At 57.4% G+C, this 23,998-nt stretch carries 20 protein-coding genes; 11 read left to right on the top strand and 9 right to left on the bottom strand.

The window, feature by feature from the left end:
- Nucleotides 1-234 precede the first annotated feature (234 nt).
- From KO536_RS09530 to KO536_RS09520, 3 genes are read left to right on the top strand one after another with little or no spacing between them, the layout of a single operon-like run.
- Entirely contained in the window at nt 235-894 is a 660-nt protein-coding gene (locus KO536_RS09530) for a paraquat-inducible protein A (protein WP_219261722.1), read from the top strand.
- On the top strand, nt 881-1,504 hold the full coding sequence (locus tag KO536_RS09525; protein ID WP_095003217.1) for a paraquat-inducible protein A: 624 nt from the start codon (nt 881-883) through the stop codon (nt 1,502-1,504). Before KO536_RS09530 ends, KO536_RS09525 begins: the two co-directional genes overlap by 14 nt.
- Nucleotides 1,497-3,800, top strand: coding sequence for a PqiB family protein (locus KO536_RS09520; RefSeq protein ID WP_219261721.1), 2,304 nt, complete (start codon nt 1,497-1,499; stop codon nt 3,798-3,800). Before KO536_RS09525 ends, KO536_RS09520 begins: the two co-directional genes overlap by 8 nt.
- 56 nt (nt 3,801-3,856) lie before the next feature.
- Here KO536_RS09520 and mksF read toward each other — a convergent pair whose 3' ends face one another.
- From mksF to mksB, 3 genes are read right to left on the bottom strand one after another with little or no spacing between them, the layout of a single operon-like run.
- Nucleotides 3,857-6,697: an Mks condensin complex protein MksF gene (gene mksF / locus KO536_RS09515; protein WP_219261720.1), complete on the bottom strand. Its 2,841-nt coding sequence runs from the start codon at nt 6,695-6,697 to the stop codon at nt 3,857-3,859.
- Nucleotides 6,694-7,341 (bottom strand): Mks condensin complex protein MksE, encoded by a 648-nt coding sequence (gene mksE, locus KO536_RS09510; RefSeq protein ID WP_133076458.1) that lies wholly within the window; start codon nt 7,339-7,341, stop codon nt 6,694-6,696. The genes mksF and mksE overlap by 4 nt, the downstream gene beginning before the upstream one ends.
- Nucleotides 7,331-8,608 carry an Mks condensin complex protein MksB gene (mksB, locus tag KO536_RS09505; RefSeq protein ID WP_133076457.1) on the bottom strand — a complete coding sequence of 426 codons (1,278 nt, stop codon included), beginning with the start codon at nt 8,606-8,608 and terminating at the stop codon, nt 7,331-7,333. Before mksB ends, mksE begins: the two co-directional genes overlap by 11 nt.
- A 144-nt stretch (nt 8,609-8,752) precedes the next feature.
- Between mksB and KO536_RS09500 the strand changes: the two genes are divergently transcribed.
- Both KO536_RS09500 and rimI read left to right on the top strand, forming a co-directional pair.
- Nucleotides 8,753-9,526, top strand: coding sequence for an energy transducer TonB (locus KO536_RS09500; RefSeq protein WP_219261719.1), 774 nt, complete (start codon nt 8,753-8,755; stop codon nt 9,524-9,526).
- On the top strand, nt 9,519-9,971 hold the full coding sequence (rimI, locus tag KO536_RS09495; RefSeq protein ID WP_016781701.1) for a ribosomal protein S18-alanine N-acetyltransferase: 453 nt from the start codon (nt 9,519-9,521) through the stop codon (nt 9,969-9,971). The genes KO536_RS09500 and rimI overlap by 8 nt, the downstream gene beginning before the upstream one ends.
- Nucleotides 9,972-10,085: 114 nt before the next feature.
- On the opposite strand, the gene KO536_RS09490 is transcribed toward rimI, so the two are convergent.
- Nucleotides 10,086-10,469: a serine kinase/phosphatase gene (locus tag KO536_RS09490; RefSeq protein WP_219261718.1), complete on the bottom strand. Its 384-nt coding sequence runs from the start codon at nt 10,467-10,469 to the stop codon at nt 10,086-10,088.
- A gap of 154 nt (nt 10,470-10,623) precedes the next feature.
- Here KO536_RS09490 and can point away from each other — a divergent pair, with 154 nt between their 5' ends.
- The gene (gene can, locus KO536_RS09485; RefSeq protein WP_019825187.1) at nt 10,624-11,268 is read left to right on the top strand and encodes a carbonate dehydratase; all 645 of its coding nucleotides are present in this window, start codon (nt 10,624-10,626) and stop codon (nt 11,266-11,268) included.
- Nucleotides 11,269-11,375: 107 nt separating this feature from the next.
- On the opposite strand, the gene KO536_RS09480 is transcribed toward can, so the two are convergent.
- Nucleotides 11,376-12,794: a short-chain fatty acid transporter gene (locus KO536_RS09480; protein ID WP_133076455.1), complete on the bottom strand. Its 1,419-nt coding sequence runs from the start codon at nt 12,792-12,794 to the stop codon at nt 11,376-11,378.
- A 187-nt stretch (nt 12,795-12,981) separates the two neighbouring features.
- Here KO536_RS09480 and KO536_RS09475 point away from each other — a divergent pair, with 187 nt between their 5' ends.
- From KO536_RS09475 to KO536_RS09455, 5 genes are all read left to right on the top strand, one after another.
- Entirely contained in the window at nt 12,982-13,866 is an 885-nt protein-coding gene (locus KO536_RS09475; protein ID WP_133076454.1) for a Dyp-type peroxidase, read from the top strand.
- A gap of 123 nt (nt 13,867-13,989) precedes the next feature.
- Entirely contained in the window at nt 13,990-16,758 is a 2,769-nt protein-coding gene (locus KO536_RS09470; protein ID WP_219261717.1) for an ATP-binding protein, read from the top strand.
- An 11-nt stretch (nt 16,759-16,769) separates the two neighbouring features.
- Complete coding sequence (locus KO536_RS09465) at nt 16,770-17,966, top strand: EAL domain-containing protein (RefSeq protein WP_133076452.1); 1,197 nt, start codon at nt 16,770-16,772, stop codon at nt 17,964-17,966.
- Between the two features lie 89 nt (nt 17,967-18,055).
- Nucleotides 18,056-18,706, top strand: coding sequence for a response regulator (locus KO536_RS09460; protein WP_133076451.1), 651 nt, complete (start codon nt 18,056-18,058; stop codon nt 18,704-18,706).
- A gap of 28 nt (nt 18,707-18,734) precedes the next feature.
- A complete protein-coding gene (locus tag KO536_RS09455; protein WP_219261716.1) occupies nt 18,735-19,379 on the top strand; it encodes a response regulator in 645 nt (214 codons plus the stop codon).
- Between the two features lie 10 nt (nt 19,380-19,389).
- Here the strand turns inward: KO536_RS09455 and KO536_RS09450 are convergent, their stop codons facing one another.
- The 4 genes from KO536_RS09450 to KO536_RS09435 are packed head-to-tail and all read right to left on the bottom strand — an operon-like array spanning nt 19,390 to nt 23,968.
- Entirely contained in the window at nt 19,390-19,908 is a 519-nt protein-coding gene (locus tag KO536_RS09450) for a fimbrial protein (protein ID WP_219261715.1), read from the bottom strand.
- Between the two features lie 7 nt (nt 19,909-19,915).
- Nucleotides 19,916-20,407 (bottom strand): fimbrial protein, encoded by a 492-nt coding sequence (locus tag KO536_RS09445; protein WP_219261714.1) that lies wholly within the window; start codon nt 20,405-20,407, stop codon nt 19,916-19,918.
- A gap of 20 nt (nt 20,408-20,427) precedes the next feature.
- Nucleotides 20,428-21,354: a fimbrial protein gene (locus KO536_RS09440; RefSeq protein WP_219261713.1), complete on the bottom strand. Its 927-nt coding sequence runs from the start codon at nt 21,352-21,354 to the stop codon at nt 20,428-20,430.
- The gene (locus KO536_RS09435; protein WP_219261712.1) at nt 21,347-23,968 is read right to left on the bottom strand and encodes a fimbria/pilus outer membrane usher protein; all 2,622 of its coding nucleotides are present in this window, start codon (nt 23,966-23,968) and stop codon (nt 21,347-21,349) included. Before KO536_RS09435 ends, KO536_RS09440 begins: the two co-directional genes overlap by 8 nt.
- Nucleotides 23,969-23,998: the final 30 nt, after the last annotated feature.

Raw genomic sequence — 23,998 nt, 5'->3', positions numbered from 1 at the left:
GTGGGGTTTCCCCATGTGAGAGTAGGTCATCGTCAAGATTAAATTCCAAACCCCCTGTCTGCTAACGCAGACAGGGGGTTTGTTTTTGGGCCGAGAAAAGTGGTGGTAAGTCCAAAATCCGGCTAAACCGCTCTTCAGATCGGCTGCATCTAAAGTCCTACAAATATGCACAGTTATTTTGTAGGCCGCGCACTAGAATAGACTCAGTCAATTTCTGAGCCAGAGACTCCCTTTATGCCAGATCCGGTTGACCCCCGCGGGGTGTCAGAATTACCGCTGGACGAGTTGGTGGCCTGTCATGAGTGCGATTTGTTGATGCGCAAGCCGCATCTTGCTCTCGGTGAGAAAGCCCAATGCCCGCGCTGCGGTTACGAACTCTATGCTCACAGGTACAAGGTGGTCGAACGCAGCCTTGCGCTTGTGATCGCCGCATTGTTGCTCTACATACCTGCGAACTTTTTACCCATCATGCAGCTCAACCTGCTGGGCCAGGCGTCGCAAGACACGGTCTGGAGTGGTGTGCTTGGTTTGTTCAACACCGGCATGCAAGGCATAGCGGTGGTGGTGTTCCTGTGCAGCATGGGGATTCCGCTACTCAAGTTGCTCTGCCAGCTCTCCGTGCTGCTCAGCATTCGCTGGAATGTAGGGCGCAGCTACGGGTTGCTCATTTACCGCATTTATCATCACTTGCGTGACTGGGGCATGCTTGAGGTGTACCTGATGGGGGTGCTGGTGGCGATTGTGAAACTGGCCGATCTGGCTGAGCTGAGCCTTGGCCTGGGTTTGGTCTGTTTTGTGAGCTTATTGCTGGTACAGGTTTGGCTGGAGGTTGTGATGTCACCTCACCAGATTTGGCAGGCATTGTCCGGGGAGGATGTTCATGCGGGCGATTGATGCGGGTATCTTGATCTGTGGCGAGTGTCACGAACTCAACAGGCAAGACCCCGAAACCGACGAGCAGACCTGTACTCGCTGCGGCGCACTGGTCCATGCGCGTCGCCCTGACAGCCTGATGCGCACCTGGGCATTACTGCTGACCTCGGCCATTCTCTACATTCCGGCCAACCTGCTGCCGATCATGACCGTCAATTCATTGGGCCAAGGCTCCCCGAGCACTATCATGGCGGGTGTCATCGAACTGGTGCAGCACGGCATGATTCCGATTGCGGCCGTGGTGTTTGTGGCAAGTATCCTGGTGCCCACTTTCAAGCTGGTCGGCATTGCCTTGCTGTTGTTTTCCGTGCAGCGCCATCAACCGTTGTCTGCGCGGCAACGTATCATCATGTATCGCTTTATTGAGTTCATTGGCCGTTGGTCAATGTTGGATATTTTCGTCATCGCCATTTTGGTGGCCGTGGTGAACTTTGGACGCATAGCCAGCATCGAGGCCAATCTGGGCGCGGTGGCTTTTGCCAGTGTGGTGGTGCTGACGATGCTTGCAGCTGTAACTTTTGATCCCCGACTGATTTGGGACAATACGGAGTCGGACGACGACCATGAGTGACTTGCCTACCGCTAAAACCCGCCCGGCTTCGAACTGGTCGGCGATCTGGATCCTCCCGCTTATTGCCCTGATCATTGGTGGCTGGCTGGGGTGGCGTGCCTACAGCCAAACCGGCATCGATATTCAAGTGCGCTTTGAAAGTGGCGAAGGCATCGTCGCCAACAAGACCGAAGTGGTCTACAAAGGCATGCCTGTGGGCAAGGTCAAGACCCTGGCCCTGGATGAAGACGGTCCGAACAAGGGTGTAATTGCCACGGTCGAGATGGACAAGGACGTCGAGCAATACCTGAAGACCAATACCCGCTTCTGGCTGGTCAAGCCCAGCGTGTCATTGGCCGGTATCACGGGGCTCGAAACCCTGGTCTCGGGTAACTACATCGCCGTGAGTCCTTCCGATGGAGAACCTGCGCGCAAGTTCAAGGCACTGTCGCAAGAGCCGCCCCTGTCAGATGCCGTGCCCGGCCTTCACCTGACCCTCAAGGCTGACCGTCTCGGCTCGCTGAACCGTGGCAGCCCGGTTTTCTATAAGCAAATCCAGGTCGGCCAGATCAAAAGCTACGTGCTCTCGGAAGACCAGAGTACGGTAGAAATCAAAGTCTTTATCGAGCCTACCTACGCCAATCTGGTGCGCAAACACACGCGTTTCTGGAATGCCAGTGGCATCAGCATCGACGCCAACCTGTCAGGTGTGAAGCTGCGCAGTGAATCCCTTGCCAGCATCGTCGCGGGTGGTATTGCGTTCGCAACTCCTGAAAACCGCAAAGACAGCCCGCCTACCGACTCGAACCTGCCGTTCAGGCTCTATGAGGACTTCGATGCCGCACAGGCCGGGATCAAGGTCAAAGTTAAGCTCAGCGACTTCGAGGGCCTGCAGGCGGGTCGCACACCTGTCATGTACAAAGGCATACAGGTCGGTAGCCTCAAGGGCCTCAAGGTCGATCCGGACCTGACCAGCGCTAGCGCCGAGCTGACCCTCGACCCGTTGGCCGAAGACTACCTGGTGCAAGGGACTCAGTTCTGGGTGGTCAAGCCGTCGATCTCCCTGGCCGGTATCACCGGGCTGGAGGCATTGGTAAAGGGTAACTACATCGCCATTCGTCCGGGTGACAAGGGCAGCACCCCCGAGCGTGAATTTGTCGCACGACCAAAAGCGCCACCGCTGGACCTGCGCTCGCCGGGCCTGCACATGGTGCTCTTTACCGAGAACCTGGGTTCGCTGGATGTTGGCAGCCCGATTCTCTACAAGCAGGTTAAAGTCGGTTCGGTGCAGAGCTATCAGTTCTCTCGCACGAAAAAGCAGCTCGTGATTGGGGTACATATCGAGAAGGAATACGAAAACCTGGTCAACGCCTCGACCCGCTTCTGGAATGCCAGCGGTATCACGCTCACCGGCGGCCTGACCGGCGGGATTCAGGTCAAGAGTGAATCCTTGCAAAGCCTGATGGCTGGCGGGATTGCTTTTGAAACCCCAGAGGCCACCGCGCCGCTGCAAAAACGGATCCCGCGCTTCCGCCTGTTTACTGACCGTGATGCCGCGATGCAGCAGGGTGTAGCCGTTACGATCAAGGTGGCTCGTGCCGATGGGCTGCGAGAGGGCACGCCTATTCGTTTCAAGGGGCTGGATGTGGGCAAGATCGAAAGCGTCGACCTGAGCCAGGATTTGCAATCGGTCATGCTCAAGGCGCGCATTACCGAAGTCCCGGAGCGCATTGCGCGGGTCGGCAGCCAGTTCTGGGTGGTCAAGCCAGAGCTGGGGCTGATGAAAACGGCGAACCTCGAAACCCTGGTCACAGGCCAGTACCTGGAAGTGCTGCCCGCAATCAAGCAACTGGGCCGCCAGACCAGCTTTGTAGCGCTGGAGCAGGCACCGGATGCTGCCGTTCCCCAGGCCGGATTGAGCCTTGTTTTGAGCGCTGCCCGCCGTGGCTCGCTCAAAGAGGGCGTGCCTGTTACCTACCGCGAAGTCACCGTGGGCAAGGTGACGGGCTATGAGCTGGGTAGCACCGCTGATCGCGTGCTGGTACACATCCTGATCGAGCCCCGTTACGCGCCGTTGGTACGCACCGGTAGCCGCTTCTGGAATACCAGCGGTTTCGGAGTCGACTTCGGCCTGTTCAAAGGGGCAACGATTCGTACCGAGTCCCTGGAAACCCTGGTCCAGGGTGGGATTGCCTTCGCTACCCCGGGTGATGACAAGATGGGTAATCAGGCCCGCCCCGAGCAAACCTTCCCGCTCTTCGACAAGTTCGAAGACGAGTGGCTGCAATGGGCGCCGAAGATCCAGCTAGGCAAATAAGCACCAAAAAAAACCGCGATCAGTGATCGCGGTTTTTTTATGTCCAGAATTGAGCCTCAGACTTCATCCAGTTCAGGCTCTTGCACAGCGGCCACCGCATCAGGCTTGACCTCATCATGGCGACGAATGTACTTCCAGTCGTCTTCATCGATGTAAATCCCGTTAGGCCCGCTACCGCCTTCAAGGTCAATTGCCACATGGGCGCAGACCTGGGGTTTCACGCTGGCCAGAATTGGCACGAAGCCCAGCTGCAAGCTGGTTTCCAACAAGGCAGTCTGGTTTTTCTCGTCAATGTCCGCGGCTTCGTCCAGGTAGTACGGCAAGCGGATACGGCCCGCTTGATCGCGATCCATCAAGTGCAGCAACAAATACATGTTGGTCAGCGCCTTGATCGTCATGGTCGTACCGTTGGATGCCGCCCCGTCGATATCGGTATGGATCACCGGCTGGCCATTGACCTTGGTGATCTCGAACGCCAGCTCAAACAAGTCCTTGAGCCCCAACTGGTTGTGGTTGGCTGCTACCAGTCGCGCCAGATATTCCTTGGCCTCTTCGTTCTTGTTGTCCTGCTCGGCACTCTGGCTGAGGTCGAACACCGACAGGGTTTCGCCTTCTTCGTACTGACCGGCGCTGTGGATAATCTGATCGATATGCTTGAGCGCCTCCTTGTTGGGGGCCAGCACAATGCGGAAGCTCTTGAGGTTGGACACCTGGCGCTTGTTGATCTCGCGGTTGAACAGCGCCAGTTGATGCTCAAGGCTGTCGTAGTCGCTGCGGATGTTACGCAGTGTACGGGCGATGTCAGTCACTGCCGCCCGGCGCGCCTTGCCCAGGGTCAACGCTTCTTCGGTGCGGTGTGCGTAAGCGTTGATCAACAACTGCAGGCGCCGCTCCATATCGTCTTCGCTGTCGAACTTGGCCACGCCTTTGAGGCGCACCTGCGCATACAGGGCTTCGATCTGGCCATCGCAGCGCAACAAGCCCTGCCAGCTGTCCTGATAGTCGTTGAGCAATGGCAGCAGGTTGTCCATCGAATCATCGACCGGGTCCATAAACGGCGTACCGAAGGGCAAGTCAGCGGGCAGTAACTGGCGTCGACGCAAGCTGTCATCCAGGGTTCGCTGCTTGGCTTCCATGTCACCGATCTGGCGCCCGACCAACTGCAACTTGGCAGACAATTGCTGCACGCGCTCGGTAAAGGCATCGCTGGAGCGCTTCAGCTCGTCTTGCGCGGCTTCGGCCTGGGCCAGTTGCTCAAGCTTTTCGCCTTCCTCGGCACCCAGCGTCTGACTACGGCGGAAGTCTTCAAGGGCCTTCTGCGCATCCAGCACTTGCTGATACAACGACTCGGCTTCGGTTTTGCTCGCGGCGCGATCCGAAGTGACGGCTTGCTGGGTTTTCAGTTGCTTGAGTTCTTTTTCCAGACGCTCTCTCTGCTCGCGCAATGCCGCCCGGTCAGCCAGCGCCTGCAGGGCAGGAGGCTCAATGTGGCTGAGGTCGATGGACAGGCCCGGGGCCTCAAAGCGCTCGCCCTTGAAGCCGTCGAGAATCAATTCCAGCGACTTGACCCAGGCATCGCTGTCATCCAGCGCAATCCCGTGCTCGCCCAACGGCAAGCTGAACAGGGCGCTGTTGAACAGGCGCATCAGGCGCTCCACATCCTGCTGCGAAAATTCTTCGCGCAGGCGGGCATAACTGTTGTTATCGGCGTGATCGAGTTGTTGTTTGACGGACTTGAGGCGTTTTTCCAGGTCGCGCAGACGCTCGTCCAGATCCTCGGCACTGAACTGACGTGATTGCGCCAGCGCGCCTGCCAGTTCGTCATGGGCGTCCTTGGCACTCAGCAGTTGCTGCTCCAGTACCTTCACGTCGTCAACCAGGGCAAAGCGGTGCTTGAGCACCGACAACTCGCCCAGCCAGCGTTGAATGCCGGCGATTTCCCGCTCCAGGCGCATCAGCTCCTGGGTGCTGCTGCGCTGATCGTTTTGCAAGGCGTCCTGCTCGTTGCGGTAGTGCTCGGACTGAATCAGCAGCTCCTCCTTGCGAGCCCCGGCGTAGTCCTGCCAGGTGCCGAGCAACGAGTCCAGCAGCGGCGAGAGGCGATGCAGCTTGCCGCGCAACAGGTCGCGCTGACGAACGCCGGCAGCCAGTGACTCAACCAAGGGCCCGGCGCCGACCAGTGCGTTGTAGTCCTGCTCCATGCGTCGCACATCGCGGAAAGCCTCTTCACACGCTGCGATGTAGTCAACGCTGCCCGAGCGCAGACTGTGTTCAAACGCATCGAGAAACAGCTGCTTGAGCTTGGCAGCGGTGATTTCGCGCATGTGCAGCAGGTTGATAAACAGTGCGCGGAACGTTTTGAGGCTCTGTTCACTTGTGGAGCGCAGGGGGATCAGTGTCAGATCCAGCGGAATAGAGGTATGCCCACCCACCAGCAAACGACGTAGTTCATCAGGCTTGAGTTCGTAGGCTTTGAGGCCATTGCGCTCAAGGTTATTGAACAGTTCTTTCTGACGCAGGCAGGTGTCGTCTTTTTGGTAGTGAGCCAGGTCCAGCTTGCCCGCATAGGCGAAAAACTGGTGCCCGAAGCCACCGCCGGGCCCGCGTCCCACCACACCGATCACATGGGGACCGTGGGGCAGTGAGACTTCGACCAGGATGTAGCTGGTATCAGAGGCAAAGTAGAAGCGCCGCGATTGCTCCAGGCTGTATTTACCGAAGCTCATGTCTGACATGCGCGCCAGAATCGGGAACTGCAAAGCGTTGATCGATGCGGATTTACCGAGGTTGTTCGCCCCGTATACCGACAGCGGATGTTCCAGCGGGAACAGGCCCAGGCTGTATCCGGCGGTGTTCAGCAAGGCAAAGCGGCGTATGCCGTAGCGTTCCTGGCTCATGCGTCCATCTCCTGTTGTTCATCCGCGATGGCGCGGGCCAGAGCCGCTTCGTCGTCAATGTCGTCATCGACCAGAACCGGTGTCGGCAAAGGCAAGATGCTGTGCAGGCTGGCTGCCAGATCACGGTCTTGCTGCACCGACAGGCACACATCCAGAAACCGGTGCATCGGTGGCAGAAAGCGGTAGATGCCGGGTTCTTCACTGGCAAAGCCGAGCTGGGTCATGCGGCGCATGATCTTTTCTTCCAGCTCTTCATGGGTGGTGACTTCGGCCTGTACAAACAGGTCGCGGTACTTTTCAAGCAAGGCGGGCAACTCGTCGCGGCCCAGGCTGCCTCCGTCGAGTACGGCAATCGGGTCGCGGCCCTGATCGGCCAGATGCTCGACGATGATGAAGGTGAACAGCGCCAGACGCTGTGCGGTCTTGTTCACCTGGGCAGTGGCGGTCTCGGGTACGAAGTAATAGAAGCCGCGGGTGTCACACACCAGTTCAAAGCCCAGCGCTTTGAACAGCGTGCGGTATTGATCCTGGAAGTTCGACAGTTGCGCGTACAGTTCAGGATCCCGGCGACTGACGTGATAGCCCTTGAACAGCTCACGAAAAATCGGTGCCAGCTGGGACAGTTCAGAAAGATCAAGATGCATGCAGGGGGCTCGCAGAGGTCTGGGTCGCATCTTCGCTGTGAGAAAGCAAAGCGAATGAGCGCAGGCTGACCCGATGTTCGTGGGTGTGGTAATCGCGACGCTCAAGGCGTTCGCGCACGAAGCGTTTTTCACGGGACAGGCGGGAGAACCAGTACAGCAATTCGTCGGTGTCGCCGTCCGGCTCTTGTGCCAGCAGCCAGTTCATCAAGTCCGGCATCGGCAGCGCGTCGCTGCAGCGGTCGAGCATTTCCTTGACCGTGCGCGGGGCCTTGGGTGTTTCGCCCCGGTGGACTTTATGGGCCTTGGGGAATTTCGCGGGTTTGGGCTCGAAGCGGGCCAGGGCATAGACATAAGCCTCGACCTGACTGGCGCTGCCCAAGAAGGTGCTTTGCGGGCGAGTGAACATCGGCATCGAGGCTTGAGGCACCGCGTCCAGTCCCTTGCGCCGGATGGCTGCCAGCGCCAGCGCTGCACCGCGGGTTACGGCGTTATGCCGGCGGGCTTCTTCACGCAGCGGCAGTAGCAGTTCACGGGCATGGCGCAGGGTCATCTGGGCGCTGGTCTGCATTTCGAGGATGCGCGCATGGGTGCGCAACAGCATGTCGTCGTCCACCAGGTGGCCGAGTCGTTGCTGCTCGCTGAGCATGCGCAGCAGCACGATTTCAACCTTGCGTACGCCTTGCTCAAAAGCGCCGTCGGCGTTGACCAGTTGAATCATGGGTTCGACATACTCATCCCATGTCGCCAGTACCTCGGCGTAGCGCTGGCGCAGCGGGATCTGCCGGTCACTGGTCTTGGCCCGCTCGGCTACGGCGACCAACGCTTGCTCATCGTTCGCCAGTTTCTTCAGTACATCACGTACACGCATGTCGAGCAGGCGCAGCTGACGTGCCAGATCATGGCCGTCACGGATGTCGAACGCATCCTGGATATATCCGGCCAAACGCTCCAGATGGCGCAGGTAAGCTTCGATTTCCAGGCACAGGCCAAGGCGATGTTCGTGCCTCAGATACGCCAGAAAATCGTGGATTTGCGCGTTGAGCTCGAAGCGGTTCGGACTTTTTGCGACTGGCACCAGTATGTCCAGACGGATCCAGCTGTCGAGCACGGTGGTGATGTCTTGTGGTGTGCTGTCCACCTGATGAGCGGCCAGTTGCAGGCGCAGTTCGTTGAGGCTCAAGGTGCCTTGGTCGAAGTGTTCACACAAAGGCTCAAGGAGTGCCCAGTGCTCGGCGAGGGCACGTAAAACGCGCTTGGGTTCGATCATGGGAGGGCCAGTCAATTGGCAAGTAAAGGCCGCGATTGTACTGCAACGTGCGGTCGAGTCATCACTTGGCGGATCAACTGCAGGCGGGAAGGGCAGAAGGGCGGTAGAATCCCCCCTCTTTAGTTATCCACAGATGGCCGACCTTTGTTGAACGAGTCCCGCCGCCGCGCTTTTTTGACTGCCATGCAAGTGGTCAGCTGGTTGCCGCGCACTGAACTGCCGTTTGCCGCCCCTTCGCGGCCAGAGCTGCTGGTACTTCCCGAACCACCGGCCGAGCCTGTCATCACGCGGCCTGTGGTCAAGGCTGCGGTCGCGCCGGGCAAGCCTTCGCAGCGTCCAAAAATCGAAGTGCCCCGGCCTTCGGTCAGCCGGCCTGTCAGCAAACCCGTGGTTGAGGCTGAATCGGCGCCTGTGCCGGCCAAGGTCGTGCAACTGCCACCGCCACGCTTTGCCTTGCAATTGCTGCGTGCCGGGCGATGCCTGGTGCTGGTGGAGTTACCCACAGGCAGTGCATTCCAGAGTCGTGATCCGGCCTATTTATTGTTGAAGGACATGCTGCGCGCGGCGGGGCTGCCCGATAGTCCGCAGATCATTGGTGAGCCGGTGCGCTGGCCGTTGCTGCGCCGTGGCAATGTCGATCAGGGGCCTGAGGCTGCACGCGAATTCGTGCAGGGCTTTGTCATGGCCCGCCTCGAAGAGGCCGAGTGCGCCTGCTTGTGGCTGGTGGGGCTGCCGGCCGTGCGGTTTGCCGGTGAGACCGATGCACAGGCGTTCAACCGCGAACTCCACATCGAAGGGCTGGGCTGCGCATGGGCGTTGCCGGGTCTTGAACTTTTAATGGATGAGCCACAACGCAAAGCGGATGTGTGGCAAGCCATGCGCCAGCTGATGGCGCGCTGGAAACAAAACGATGAGTGATGCCGTAACGTTCCGCCCGATGACCGAGGCGGACCTTGATGCCGTATTGAAAATTGAATACGCCGCCTTCAGCCATCCCTGGACCCGAGGTATTTTTCTCGACGGTCTGGGCAAGTACCACATCTGGCTGATGTTTGAAGGTGAGCAGCAAGTGGGGCATGGCGTGGTGCAAATCATCCTCGACGAAGCTCATTTGCTGAACATCACCGTCAAGCCCGAAAGCCAGGGCCGAGGCCTGGGACTCAAGCTGCTTGAGCACCTGATGTCCATTGCCTACCAGCACGAAGCCCGTGAATGTTTCCTCGAACTGCGCGACAGCAACACGGCCGCGTTCAAGTTGTATGAGCGCTATGGCTTCAACGAAATCGGCCGCCGCCGCGACTACTACCCTGCGGTAGGTGGTCGTGAAGATGCGGTGGTGATGGCCTGCACCCTGGTCGACTGACGGCGAAAAGTCGTTATGTGGGAGCGGGCTTGCTCGCGATGCTGGCGCTGCGGTTTATCAGGCAAACCGTGTTGATCCGATCGCGAGCAAGCCCGCTCCCACAGGGTTTACCTTTCAAGGCTTGCGTCCTACCGGGTCAATTTCCGCCAGTTCTGCCTCATCCAGCCCTTTTCCGGCGCCTATTTCGTCCTCGTCGACCAGGCTCAGGTCCCAGTCAGCAGCGCCGTTCGGGCTCTGGGCGGCTTCCTTGGCATCGCGGGCACCGTCTTCGCGGATGAGCATCTCCTGCTCCAGGTCGTCGTCATTGAGGCCCAAGTCCAGCTCATCATCCAGCACCGCCCTGTGCTTGACTTTTTCATCGTCGATAAACAGGTCACTGATGGGCTCGTACGTGTCGTCGTCATCAAAGTTCAGTGGCTCGACGGAGCCCATGGCGTCTTCTATATCGTCTATGGGCGCGGGTTGCGGTGCCCCGTAAGGGCGGCGTGAATCAGTCATGGTAATTCCTCATCGTATGGGGCCTTAATACGATGACTGTAGCCATTGTTGAAGATTCCACCCGACCGACCGCCGGAATGACATTGATGAACGACGTGACCTCGACCGCAGGTCGGTTGTCAAAGCAGCGCATCAACTCTTGAGGCTTCACAGCATGAACGAACTACAAGATCTGATTGATAACAACGAGCGCTGGGCCGATGCGATCAAGCAGGAAGATCCTGACTTCTTCGCCAAGCTGGCTCGCCAGCAAACGCCTGAGTACCTGTGGATTGGTTGTTCGGATGCCCGTGTACCGGCCAACGAAATTGTCGGCATGTTGCCCGGCGATCTCTTTGTGCACCGTAACGTGGCCAATGTCGTGCTGCACACTGACTTGAACTGTCTGTCGGTGATCCAGTACGCGGTCGATGTGTTGAAGGTCAAACATATTCTGGTGACCGGCCACTATGGCTGTGGCGGCGTACGCGCATCCATGAAGGACCAGCAACTGGGCCTGATCGATGGTTGGCTGCGTTCCATTCGCGACCTGTATTACGAAAACCGCGAAGTGCTGGCGCTGTTGCCGACCGAGGAAGAGCGGGTAGACCGTTTGTGCGAGCTGAACGTGATCCAGCAAGTGGCCAACGTCGGTCACACCAACATTGTGCAAAATGCCTGGCATCGCGGGCAGAAGCTGTCGGTTCACGGGTGCATTTACGGGATCAAGGACGGTCGCTGGAAAAGCCTGAACACCACGATCAGCGGTCTTGACCAGTTGCCGCCGCAGTATCGTCTGCGTCCACTGGGTTCGATCTGAGGTTGCATGCCTGACCTGTGGGAGCGGGCTTGCTCGCGATGGTATCGACGCGGTTTTCCTGCATGACCGCGCCGCTGAATCGCGAGCAAGCCCGCTCCCACATTTGGTTAAGGCATCACTGGCGGCGTGTACGTCAGGGTCGTCCCCAGCGCCCACAGCAAAAACAGCACCAGGGGGGTGTGCACCAGTAACTGCACAAACGAAAAGCCGATCAAGTCTCGCGCTTTCAGGCCCAGCACGCCCAGCAGCGGCAGCATGTAGAACGGGTTGATCAAGTTGGGCAGCGCTTCGGCTGCGTTGTAAATCTGAACAGCCCAACCCAGGTGGTACCCCAGGTCATTGGCCACTTGCATCACATAGGGCGCTTCGATAATCCACTTGCCGCCCCCCGACGGAATGAAAAACCCCAAAATCGCCGAATAGACACCCATCAAGAGCGCATAGGTGTCATGGGATGCGATCTGCACAAAAAATGTCGAGATGTGATGGGCCAGGGTTTGCCCGTCAGTTCCCTTGACCACCGTCATCAGCGCCGCAATCGAACCGTACAGCGGGAACTGAATCATCACCCCGGTGGTGGTCGGCACGGCGCTGGTCACGGCATTCAGAAAACTGCGCGGCCGCCAGTGCAGCAAAGCCCCGAGCATCAAAAACAGAAAGTTGTAGGTGTTGAGTCCGGAGATGGCGCTGATCGCAGGTTTGGTCGAAAACTCATGGAACAACCAGCCCGCTGCCAGCAGTACCAGCAAAATGGTCAACAACGGGCTGTACTCCAGCCACTCGCCGGGTCGTGTGCGCGGGGGCAACTTTGGCGAGCTGAAGCTTGGGTCAATGCCGCAGGCCGCAGCGTCACGGGCAGACTCAGGGCCAGGCGCGGTCGCGTAGGCCACGATGAGCGACACCACGACCAGGGCTGCCAGCAACACGCCTGATTGCCAAAGAAAGATCGTCTCCGTGAAGGGGATAACCCCCGTGATTGCAAGAATCGACGGCGGCAGGCTGGCCGGGTTGGCCTGTAACTGAGCGGCCGAAGACGACAAGCCCAGTGCCCACACCGCACCCAGCCCCAAATAGGCCGCAGCCCCGGCGGCGCGATAGTCCATGCGCAGGTTGGTGCGACGTGCCAGCGCCCGCACCAGCAAGCCGCCAAACACCAGCGACAGTCCCCAGTTGAGCAACGAGGCGACCATCGAAATCAGCGCCACCCAGCACACGGCCTGACGCCCGTTTTTTGGCACTTGTGCCAGTTTGTCGATGAGCTTGACGGCGGGGGGCGAGCTGGCCACGACATAGCCGCCAATGACCACGAAGGCCATTTGCATGGTGAACGGGATCAGGCTCCAGAATCCGTCACCAAAGGCCATCGCGGCATCGGTGGGCTTGGCGCCCATAAACAAGGTGGCCAGTGCCACTGTGATCACCGCAACTGCGGCGAACACCCACGAGTCGGGGAACCAGCGCTCGGCAAAGTTCGAGCAGCGAAGGGCAAAGCGGGCAGAACGGCTGTCTGCAATCTCGGCGGCCATGGGAAGTACCTCGGTTTCTTATGATTGTGATACCGCCAGCATGAGCGACTTGCGAGGCACAGTCATTCAATCCGCTGATTTTTCGATGGGTTTTGAGCCAAGCGTCATCTGTGAGATAAAAATAACCGCTGCTGTCCGAAAAGATGCCGGTGAGGGGTAAACTCTTTCCTTTCCAAAAGGAGTTTCTATGAGCTTTTACCAGCCAGGCATTCTTGCCAAACCGGTGCCTTCACAGGCGCGCTATATGTTTTTCGCCCTCAAGTCAGTAGAAGCATTGCCGGCTGCACTGGACGTTTTGTCTGCGTGGGTGGACGGCAAAAGCGTCGTGGCGGGTCTGGGCTCGCCGCTGGTATTGGCACTTGGCGCGAAAGTCCCTGGGCTTCGCGTGTTTCCGGCACTCAACGCCATGGTTGAAAACCCGTCGACCCAACACGCTCTGTGGTTGTGGTTGCTGGGCGATGACCGTGGTGAGTTGCTGCATCGCAGCCAGGCCATCGAAGCGGCGCTGGCGCCTGCCTTCAACCTGCTGCAAGTGACCGAAGGCTTCCGTTACGGCTCCGACCGTGACCTGACCGGCTACGAAGACGGCACAGAAAACCCGGTGGATGAAGCGGCTGTCGACGCCGCTATCGTTGCGAACGCTGGCGCAGGGCTGGACGGTGGCAGCTTTGTTGCCATCCAGCAGTGGCAGCATGACCTGAACGGCTTCGCCGCACTGCCGTCCGAGGAGCAGGACAACATCATGGGTCGTCGCATGAGCGACAACGAGGAACTGGACGATGCTCCAGACTCCGCCCACGTCAAACGCACGGCACAAGAAAGCTTCTCGCCAGAAGCCTTTATCGTGCGCCGCTCCATGCCGTGGACAGAAAACGGCAAGTCCGGCCTGATGTTCGTCGCCTTCGGTCGCACCCTGAACGCCTTTGAAGTTCAGCTGCGTCGCATGAGCGGTATGGAAGACGGCATCATCGACGGGCTGTATCGCTACAGCCGCCCGCTTAATGGCGGCTATTACTGGTGCCCGCCATTGAAGGACGGGCGGATGGACTTGAGTGCTGTGCGGGCTTTGTAGAAAAAACGGCTGTCCTTGTAGTCGCTGATCGCAGCCTTCGTTCCTCGTCAGCGACTACAGGTTTTGCGCGGTTTCAGGAATTGTCTGATTATTTTTTTCATGCCTCGGCCTCAGGCTTGCGGCATGAAATCGACCCCCCAAGCCGCTCGGAAACTTCTCCATTTATTTGCCGTTGGCCTGATCGTTGCGGTCTTTGCAGGTTCGTTCGTTTATCTGCGTTCGGTTTTTAATGAAGAGGTTTCCCAGCGCCGCAGCTTTATGAACGAGGCTGTGTTCAATGCCCAGGATTTTTTCGTCAGCCGTCAGACCTTGCTCAAGAGTCTGATGCTGGCGACTGTGCCTGATAAAAATGGAGACAAAACGTTTGTCAGTGTTGATCCCGAAGAAGAGATAAACATCAGTCTGGCCAGTGAAACCGGCCATTGGAGTCTTTGGCTTACCCGGCGGATGATGGACTATTTGCACGAAAGCAAAGTCAATCTGCTCTATGTGCCGCAAACGGATGAGCCCCAAGTGGTGCGTCTGTTTGATCTTTCGCCCCGTCAGGACCCCCTGCCCAATGTTGTCTTGCAGCGGCTGGCAGATGAAGGTGGTCGTGGGGATTCCAATGATGAAGATCTGTGGCTGACTGACAATAAAGCGCTGGATTCGCCCTTTTACTTGTTCACACGGCTCGATAGCCGCAATACAGCCTCGGGCTGGCTGGGCATTGAGGTCGAGGTGCCGGATCTGGTCGAGGCATTGAGCAGTGAAAGCGCAGGCGACTTTATGTTGCTGGGCAGTCAGGGGCAGATCATTTTCACCAATGCGGCACAATCCACCCTGGTGGATTCATTGCACACCCTCGAACCCCAAAATTCTTTTGGCTTTATTGGCTCTGGCTGGTTTCCCGACAGCTTGGCCATCAGAAAAAAACTGGGCTATTCAGGCTGGCAAATTGTCTATGCCGTGGATATTCACTCTTTGCTGCCCGTATTGGGCTGGCCTTTGCTGGGGTGTGTGCTGCTATTCATTGCGGTCTGTTTAGGGCTGCACTTGCTGATCATGCGTATTGATCGGCGCTTGATTACCCCAGGCGAAAACCGCATTCAGGCGCTGGTTGAAAGTGAGGCTTTCAGCCGCGCCGTGTTGCAGGTTGCGCCTGTTGCGCTATGTGTTATTCGCCGCACAGACGGCACTGTGGTGCTTGAGAACTCATTGTCGCAACAGTGGCTGGGGGGCAGTAGCGAGCGTGGCAAGTTGTGTCATGGCTGGATTGCGCGCGCATTCGATCAGCAGGACTCGCGCAATAGCGATGAAATTGAAATGGCGGATGGTCGTCTTCTATACCTGGCTTTTGCCCCGACGCGCTACAACGGTCAGGACGTACTGATTTGTGCGTTCAGCGACATCAGCGCACGCAAACAGATTGAAGTGACCCTGGAGCGTGCCCGGCAATTGGCGGATCGGGCAAATGAAGCCAAGACCTTGTTTCTGGCGACCATGAGCCATGAAATCCGTACACCCTTGTACGGCGTTCTGGGTACGCTCGAGTTGCTGGCGCGTACTGACCTCAACGAGCAGCAGAACAACTACTTGAAAGCCATCGAGCGCTCATCCGGTAATTTATTGCAGCTGATTTGCGACGTGCTGGATGTGTCACGAATCGAAGCAGGCCAATTGCAGCTTGAACTCAACACGTTCAACCCGATGGAGCTGATAGAGGAGGTGGTTCAAGGCTACAGTGGCGCGGCCCAGGCCAAGGGGCTGCAGTTGTTTGCCCTGATTGATTCGACTGTGCCTGAATGGCTCAGTGGCGATGTCACCCGCATTCGTCAGATTTTGAACAATTTGCTCAACAACGCGCTGAAATTCACTGACTACGGAAAAATCGTTCTGCGCCTCAGAATGGACAGCCGCGATGATGAGCGCGTGATGCTGCATTGGCAGGTTTCGGACACGGGTAAAGGCATCGCCCATGAAGAACAGGCCCATCTGTTCGAGCCTTTTTATCAGGTGGAGTCGGCACAAAATGTGGTTGCCGGAACAGGCTTGGGACTGTCCATCTGCAAGCGCCTCATGCACTTGATGAACGGTACCATGCGTTTGGTCAGCGAGCCGGGCCTGGGCAGCAGTTTTACCCTGCATTTACCCTTGGTACAGGTCAAGGACGCTACGCGTTTGGGCCTCCCGGGCGGGCTGTTGCCCATTACGGTGTATGTGGTTTCGCCCTTGCGTGAGCTGGCTGAGTGTTACTGCGCCTGGTTACGCCGCTGGGGCGCAAGGGCGCATTTAGGGGCGCCCAAACAGGGCGCTGTCGCCGATGATTCGGTCATGCTGGAGCTGCATCCTGGCTCTGCCCAGCAATCACTGGAGCCCACATGGAGAGGGCCTTTGGTGATAGCCGCCAGCGATCTGGCAGCCGTCCACACTTCAGATAACCCTTGCTGGCAAGCGGACCTCAACAGTCTGCAGGACGTTTATCGGGCCATTTCCAAGGCTCAGGGCAGGCACGTCGGGGGCCCGCTTGAGGCTGGCGCCGCCAAGGCCGAGCTCAAACTCGACTTACACATTCTCGTCGCGGAAGACAATGTGATCAATCAGCTCATATTGCGTGATCAGCTCGAAGAACTGGGTTGCACCGTGAGCTTGGCCAGCGATGGCATCCAGGCGCTGGAGCTCTGGCAGGAAGGCAAGTTTGATCTGGTACTGACTGACGTCAACATGCCGAGAATGAATGGTTATGAGCTGGCTAGCCGACTGCGGGCGATGAATATGACGCAGCCGATCATCGGCGCTACAGCCAATGCCATGCGTGATGAAAGTGAGCGCTGCCTGAGCGCCGGGATGAATCACTGCCTGATCAAGCCTTTTACGTTACATGCCCTATACAACTGTCTTCAACACTTCTAAAGGAGGGTCCAGTGAAACCCTATCGTGTACTGGTCGTTGAGGATCATCCCTTTCAGCATGAATACCTGCTGAATGTTTTCAATGAAGTGGGTGGCTTTGCAGTTGATACCGTTTGGGACGGCGAGGGTGCGTTGAAGTGCCTGGCGCGCAATGACTATGATTTGTTGCTTAGCGATTTACTGATGCCCGGCATGGATGGCGTGCAATTGATCCAGAAAGTTTCCGGGTTGAAAAAGCGACCGGCACTTGCGCTGATGAGCGCCTCATCACGTCGAATGCTGATCAGTGCGGGGCTGGCGGCGAAAAACCTGGGGATTTGCGTAGTCGGATTGATCTCCAAGCCGGTCGAATTCAATGCAGTGATGCGTTTGAAAGAGCGGATGGCAATTTTTCGGGTCAATGGGGATCTGAACCCCGCTCTGGCCATAGAGGTCGATCCGCAAAAAATCGAAATGGCGATGGGCAATGGCCAGATCCAGGCCTGGTTCCAGCCCAAAAAATCACTGCGCAACGGCAATATTCTCAGTGCTGAAGCACTGGTGCGCTGGGCGCACCCCGACGTTGGCCTGTTATTGCCCAAAGACTTTCTCTCCATCCTGATTGCCCAGAGGTTGGAAGAGCGGCTGCTGTGGCTGATGCTGGAGCAAACCTTGGTGGCGCAAAGGAAATGGCGCGAGCAAGGCTGGGATATCCCGGTATCCATCAACCTGCCAACGCATTTGCTGGATAACCACGACCTGGCCGACAACTTGCGCGATTACGTGGTGGCGGATGGCGCAGAGCCGCGCAGTATTGTTTTTGAGTTGATGGAAAGCTCAACCACTGAAGAACTCAGTAATTACTACGCTGGCGCCTGTCGCTTGCGCATGATGGGCTTTGGTTTGGCTCAGGATGACTTCGGCAAGGGGTTCAGCTCCTATTTCAACCTGGTTTCAACACCCTTCAGTGAGCTCAAAATAGACCGCTCGCTGGTGCATGGCTGTGTTGAAAATGAAAACCTGGCTTCGGCACTGCGCAGTCTCGTGGAATTAAGTCAAAAGTTGGGCCTGACCGTCGTTGCAGAAGGTGTGGAGACACAGGCAGAGCTTGCCTTCCTGCGCAGTATCGAGTGTGACCAGGCGCAGGGTTTTCTGATTTGCGCAGCCGTATCGTGCACCGACTTTGAAACTCTTTTGCTCGAGGATAGCTCTAAGCCATCATGGGGATAGCTTGAGTCATCACTGATGGGCACCGCCCTCTGCAGGAGCACACCAGTTCCTGCACAGTTGTGCGTGCCCTTACTACTTGGAGCCAGGCAATGCGCGAGTTGAAGGTAGTGATTGCCGATGATCATCCAGTGGTGTTGCTGGGGCTTCGGGAAGTGATTCAACGTGATGAACGTTTCATTCTGGCAGGCGAGGCGCTGAGTTCTTCGCAATTGGTCGAGCAGCTGTCGTTGCATCAACCTGCCCTGGTGATAACCGATTTCAATATGCCGGGTGATGAAATCTATGGCGACGGTCTACAACTGATCGAGTACCTCAGTGAGCAATTTCCGGCTGTGAAGATCCTGGTGCTGACGATGGTGAGCAACCAGCTGATTATTTCGCGCCTGCTGGAAATGGGGGTGGCGGGGGTGATTGCCAAAAGCCATATCCGTGAAGAAATCGGCAAGGCACTCAATGCCTTGGCCAATGATCGGACCTACAATGCACCTGCTGTGCCTGCCACGTCCGTATTGAGCAACGTCAAGGTTATCGATGAGCGTTTCTCTACGCTGTCGCCCCGCGAAGTTGAGGTACTGCGCCTTGTTGTAGCAGGAAGCAGTGTGGGCGACATTGCCCGGCAGCTCGAGCGCAGCGTCAAAACGGTCAGCACCCAGAAAGTGTCGGCGATGCGCAAGCTGGAGGTACAGAATGACCATGCCTTGATCACTTACTGCATCAAGGCCGATCTGTGGAACCTGTAGTCGTTGCCTACCTGGAGTCATGCACGCTATGCCGCAAATGAAAGTCTTACTGGCTGACGACCACCCGATCGTATTGATGGGGGTACGCGAAATTATTGAGCGTGACTCGCGGTTCAAGGTCGTGGGCGAGGCCATGAGCTCCTCAGAGTTGATCGACAAAATTTCGCAATTGAACCCTGACGTCATCATTACTGACTACAACATGCCGGGTGACGAGCAATACGGTGACGGTACCCGGCTGGTGGAGTATCTGCGCCGACATTTCCCCGAGCCGCGGGTATTGATCCTGACGGTCATCTCCAATCCACAGGTTCTGAGCTGGTTGTATGGGTTAGGTATCAGCGGGGTTATTTCCAAGAGTGCAGGGCTTGAGCAAATCCTGGTCGCGCTGGATGCGTTTTACCGTGATGGGCATTATCAGCAAGACACCCTTGAGGGTGCTCCAAGTGAGGATGAAGCTGGTATTTCGCAAATGCTCAGCCAATTGACGGTCAGGGAGTTTGAAGTCTTGCGCCTGTTCGCTACGGGGGTGAGTGTGGGTGAGGTTGCCCAAAGCTTGAATCGCAGCATTAAAACCATCAGTACCCTGAAGATTTCTGCAATGCGCAAGCTTAATGTCGACAATGATCAGGCGCTGCTGATCCTGTGTGTCAAAGCCAACCTGTTCGCCTGATTGTTCGGCGTTACAAATAGATCATTTCCATCAACAGCGTTGAGCTGTAGCTACCGATGGCTGGCAGTTCTTGCCCGGCTTTTACGGGGCGTACAGATAGCTGAAGTTTGAGCCGGGTGCCTTCAACCGGGAATATCAGTTGTTCCTCCAGCTTCAAGTCCACCACTTTCAACGTACTGCTCATGTCGCTCAGGCGTGTTCTGAGGCCCAGCCTGTCGAGCGTAGTGCGCAGCGTGTTGCTGTCAAAAGAGCCATTGCCCGCACTGAAGCGCAAGTGCACCTGACTGCCCTTGATGCATTGGAAATCAAGGGTCACATCGGTCCAGTCGGTGATGTCCGAGTTCAGTGAATTCAGGTTTGTCTTGGGGATATCGACATTCTGCGACGTCGGAAAATTAGCCGTGCAGGGCGGTTTTATCAGCGTACCGAGCACTTCAATCAGGGCGTCATCCTGTGCACGGCTGGCCGAACTGAACAGCAGGGCAGCGGTAGACAGCAGTGCCACCCACAGGCTCACTCTGGCGAGCATGGACACCTCACAGGTACTCGATACTGATGACTGCAGAGGTGCTGAATGCGCCCTCAGTCAGTACGCCCAGAGCGATCAATTTTGCTTTCAGGCTCAGGTTGACTGTGCCGCTCTGGTTGGTCAGGTTTCGTTTGACTCCGGTAATGTTGGCAGCCGTGCTGTCGCTGTTCCAGAGCAGTGAATAACCCAGATTGGCTTTGCCCGTTGCCGCTTGTGTGGTTGAGCCCTGAATCGTGCGGGCAGCCTGAATGCTGACGGCCAGAGCCGAGTTGGCCGGGCAGGTCATGATGAGGGGAATATCTATCAGCCCGGCATCGGCAACCTGGTCATAACGCAGGCTGCCGAAGTTGGCGGTCAGCGTCTTGTTGCTGTTCAGGGTGCAGGGCGGGCGCGTCAGGGTCCCGGTCAGGTTGATGGTCACGGAGTCAGTTGCGGCGTTGGCGGCTGTGCAGAGAAAACCCGCAAAAAGTGCAGCGGTCATCGACGTGGATATTTTCATGGTTGAGTTCCTGAGCCTGATCATAGATAGGTGATGTTGAGGGTGTACTGACTGGAGAAATTACCGGTTGGCGAAACGCTGGTGTTCAGACGTGGCCGAAAGCCCAGGCGAATGGTGTTGGTACCGGTTGTGAGCGGCAGCGTACGTGGACTGTTGAAGGTGACTGCGGTGTTGTTGTCGGCCCAGGTGGCGGCCATGGACAGGCCTGCGAGGGTGGTGGCAGAGACGCCCGGGCTGCCGCTGATGGCCGGCTGGGTAGGCACCAGCGTGGCAGTCGCCTGAGTACCGCGAGTGCAGTTCATCGTGACATTGGCGATTTGCTGGGAGCTGGCAAAGTCGTTGCTGCTGAGTGTGCCGAAGGGCAGGTTGAGGGTTTTTGCCGAGCCCATCGAGCAGGCGGGCTGAATGACCCGGAAACTGAGAATGACCGTCTGCAGGTAGTCGGCATAATTTTCAAAACCCCGGATTGAGGTGTCTGTGAGCGAAACGCTGACCTTGTAGTCGCCGGGGGTCACGGGGGCTGTTCCGAGAAGCCGTACATTGTAGGAAAAGGTGTCACCTACAAATAATTGAACGCAGCTTGAAGGCATGCATGTACTGCTCGCAGTCCCTATAGGGAGCTCAGGCACCATCAAGCCCGAGTTGGTATGGAACACTTGAACCTTGCTGCCTCTGCCAGAGTTGTAGAACTGGCTGTGCTGCAATGAAGCACCATAGGGGTACCAACGCGTAACCCGGCAGTTGGCGGTCATGTTGGCGGTGTAGTTCGTTGATGGCGCGAGATCGCCCAGTTGAATAATGCCGGTGGTCCCCGTAGCCGTGCACGCGAGGTTGTTTTGGATCAACGCAAAGGCCTGTTGGCTGACCAGGCTGAGCAGCATGCACAGTAGCAACAAGCTACCTTTGAAAAGGCTCAGGCGAGATGATTTGACGGTTGAGTCACGCATCGGGAGTCCTTGGGGTGTCTGCCGGTTTGGCATCGCAACTGACGTGCAGTTGCCCTATGCCTGTCTCTGACAGGTTGTAAGTATTGAGATCCAGGTCTTTGGTGCACCACGGCTGGCCGTTGACGTTGATCATCAGCCGCGCCTTGTCGGGTACGCCGGTCATGAATACCCGGCCCTTGTCGGCAACCATCGCACTGCTCAGCAAGGTGCCGTTGAGGTCATAGAGCTGCGCTTCTGCGGCAAAAGGTGCTGGCTTGCCATTGCTTGCACTGACGGTGACCAGCAGGCGACGGCCGTTGTGGGTCTCGAAATTGGCCAGCACAAAGGCTCCACGGTTGGGGGTGACTTCCTGGACCAGGTTGGCGATATCGGTGTTGTCCGAGAGCGAGTCGGTGTTGAGCGATACCTTGTTTTTCCTGTACGGCTGGGCCGAAGGGATAATCGTGTAGCCGCTGCCGTTGGTCTTGATCCCGCTTTTGGTCAGCACGCCCACATCGGCGGCACCAGGTGTGGCAACGATGATGTTGGTCTCGCCCAATGGCTGGGTGAACATCACTGTGTTGCGTGTGGCCACCACCGCACCTTCCACGCCGTAGTCCGTCTGGCGTGTGTTTTGATCCTTGTTGTATGAACCGTGCCAGATGGCATTGGCCGCGTTGTAACGGGCCGCGACCGAACCACCGAGCACACGATCGTCTTCACTGACTTGCTGGTTGATGCCCAGGTTGTAAGACAGGGCATCGTCCTTGAGCTGCGAGCCGCTGAAGGTGGCGTTGCGGCTGGCATTTCCGCCCGAGTCCTGGTTGGTGCTGAAACCGATCCGGCTGCTGCTGCCCGGGTTGCCCAACGGCAGGCTGACGCTCAGCGATACGCTGCGAATGTCATCACCGGTGCCGCTGTTCTGTGCCAGGCCCAGGTTGTAAGAGGCGCTGCCGACACTGAAGCTGTAGCCCAACTGAACGGACGTATTGCTCTTGGCCCGGTTCCAGTAATCGGTTTTGGTCAGGTTGGCGTACATGCCGCCATAGGTGCCAAATTGTTGCGAAACGTTGGCGGTAAAGCTGCTTTTCATATGGCCGGTCAAGTACGGTGAAAACGTTGCACTGCTGTTCTGCATTTCATCCGCATAGGGCGCGAGTGAGTTGTTGGAGCGTGCGTTGATCGCTTCGTTAAAACTGTAATAGCCGCTGGTGGAGTAGCGGTAGCCGATCAGGCTGAAATTGGTATCGGTCAAGTCAATGGACTTGGAGTAACGAAAGCGATAGGACTGCCCGCTCAAGGTCTTGGCGTCGGTGCCCATGTCGTCGCTGATGGCATGGGTCACGTCCAGTGAAATGGCACCAAAGCCCGCAAAGTCGTGGGCAAAACCCAGCAGCGCCGATTTGTACTGTTCGCTGACGATGCTACCGCCAAACAGTGTGGTGCCTTCGGTCAGCCCGCGGCGATAGGTGCCCTGGACAAACCCTGGCTTTGGAGAGCTCTGCGCACCCTCGGCCGGGCGATACTGGCCTGCGGTAACCGCGTAGCTTTGCTGGCCTTCTCGCAGCATGTAAGGCACGGACGAGAACGACTGGATGTACACCTGGCGCTCGCCATTGGGACCCTCAATGGTGACTTCGATATCGCCGTTACCGGAGGTCGAGTACAGGTCTTTGAGGGCGAACGGGCCTGAAGGTACCCATTGCTCACTGATCACGTAACCGCGCTGGCGCAACGTCACCAGCGAGCGGCCATTGGCAACTCCGCGCACTACGGGTGCAAAGTTGCGCGCGTCGTCGGGCAGCATGTCCAGATCAGAGGCAATACCCACTCCCCGGTAAGAAATAGTGTCAAACAAATCACTGTCGGTTGCGCTCTCACCCACCGTGGCGATGGCCATCAGGTTACCCAGGTCACGCTGCACATAAGTGTCTACGGACTTCCAGCTACCATCGACCTGGGTGCTTTTTTGCCAGGTGGAGAAGTTGCGAAAGCGCCAGGCGCCACTATTGAGCCCGCTGTGCACACTGCCGAACTGTGATTGACGACTACCGAACTGGTTCTCGTAGTTACTGCCGGAAAAGCTGTAATTGGCAAAAGCCACCTGCTCGCCGTCGCTCCAGGTTTTGCGGCGTGTCTCGAAAGGAACGCTGCCGATATAGGCCTGGGGAACTTGCAGATTCAGATGCTGCTTGTTGAAGTCGTAGTCATAGGTGACCCCAGTAAGGTCACGGTTGAAATACACGCAATTGTCAGTGCTGATGTCGGCGTTTTTCAGACGTGCCGGATCAACACCCAAATCTGTCAGGCCTTGAAGACTGAAGCAGGGGAACAGGCCGTTTGGAGTCGAAACCTGGCTCGCTGTTTCGCGAATAAAATGCAGGTCGCGTTGCTCAACAAGCCGGTCATCCACTGACAGGTCAACCCGGTAAATACCAGGCAGTTGCCCCTGACTCATGGCTTTTACTTGCTCGGCCACTTCGGTCGAAGCATTACCGCCGCCAATTTCCAGAAAGGAAGAATCGAAGCTGTAGTCGGCATGGACCACGTTCGATGTCAGGCCTGCAGCGCCGAGGGTGACGATGCTCCAACACTTTATTCTGCGCGCGAAAGCGCACATGCGCAGTCGCAGCATGAGGGAGTCCTTCCAGTCGACGGATTATTC

The organism is Pseudomonas sp. NKUCC02_KPG, assembly GCF_019345465.1.
Taxonomy (GTDB): domain Bacteria; phylum Pseudomonadota; class Gammaproteobacteria; order Pseudomonadales; family Pseudomonadaceae; genus Aquipseudomonas.
Note: the sequence above shows the minus strand (reverse complement) of the source record. Positions and strands in the feature narration are given on the sequence as shown.

What these genes read in the sequence shown, in the direction of transcription:
- rimI (WP_016781701.1), top strand. Translation starts at nt 9,519, where the DNA reads ATGAGTGATGCCGTAACGTTCCGCCCGATGACCGAGGCGGACCTTGAT.
- KO536_RS09490 (WP_219261718.1), bottom strand. Translation starts at nt 10,469, where the DNA reads ATGACTGATTCACGCCGCCCTTACGGGGCACCGCAACCCGCGCCCATA.
- KO536_RS09480 (WP_133076455.1), bottom strand. Translation starts at nt 12,794, where the DNA reads ATGGCCGCCGAGATTGCAGACAGCCGTTCTGCCCGCTTTGCCCTTCGC.
- KO536_RS09455 (WP_219261716.1), top strand. Translation starts at nt 18,735, where the DNA reads ATGCCGCAAATGAAAGTCTTACTGGCTGACGACCACCCGATCGTATTG.
- KO536_RS09440 (WP_219261713.1), bottom strand. Translation starts at nt 21,354, where the DNA reads ATGCGTGACTCAACCGTCAAATCATCTCGCCTGAGCCTTTTCAAAGGT.
- KO536_RS09525 (WP_095003217.1), top strand. Translation starts at nt 881, where the DNA reads ATGCGGGCGATTGATGCGGGTATCTTGATCTGTGGCGAGTGTCACGAA.
- KO536_RS09445 (WP_219261714.1), bottom strand. Translation starts at nt 20,407, where the DNA reads ATGAAAATATCCACGTCGATGACCGCTGCACTTTTTGCGGGTTTTCTC.
- mksE (WP_133076458.1), bottom strand. Translation starts at nt 7,341, where the DNA reads ATGCATCTTGATCTTTCTGAACTGTCCCAGCTGGCACCGATTTTTCGT.
- KO536_RS09475 (WP_133076454.1), top strand. Translation starts at nt 12,982, where the DNA reads ATGAGCTTTTACCAGCCAGGCATTCTTGCCAAACCGGTGCCTTCACAG.
- KO536_RS09435 (WP_219261712.1), bottom strand. Translation starts at nt 23,968, where the DNA reads ATGCTGCGACTGCGCATGTGCGCTTTCGCGCGCAGAATAAAGTGTTGG.
- KO536_RS09520 (WP_219261721.1), top strand. Translation starts at nt 1,497, where the DNA reads ATGAGTGACTTGCCTACCGCTAAAACCCGCCCGGCTTCGAACTGGTCG.
- KO536_RS09450 (WP_219261715.1), bottom strand. Translation starts at nt 19,908, where the DNA reads ATGCTCGCCAGAGTGAGCCTGTGGGTGGCACTGCTGTCTACCGCTGCC.
- KO536_RS09470 (WP_219261717.1), top strand. Translation starts at nt 13,990, where the DNA reads ATGAAATCGACCCCCCAAGCCGCTCGGAAACTTCTCCATTTATTTGCC.
- mksB (WP_133076457.1), bottom strand. Translation starts at nt 8,608, where the DNA reads ATGATCGAACCCAAGCGCGTTTTACGTGCCCTCGCCGAGCACTGGGCA.
- mksF (WP_219261720.1), bottom strand. Translation starts at nt 6,697, where the DNA reads ATGAGCCAGGAACGCTACGGCATACGCCGCTTTGCCTTGCTGAACACC.
- KO536_RS09530 (WP_219261722.1), top strand. Translation starts at nt 235, where the DNA reads ATGCCAGATCCGGTTGACCCCCGCGGGGTGTCAGAATTACCGCTGGAC.
- can (WP_019825187.1), top strand. Translation starts at nt 10,624, where the DNA reads ATGAACGAACTACAAGATCTGATTGATAACAACGAGCGCTGGGCCGAT.
- KO536_RS09460 (WP_133076451.1), top strand. Translation starts at nt 18,056, where the DNA reads ATGCGCGAGTTGAAGGTAGTGATTGCCGATGATCATCCAGTGGTGTTG.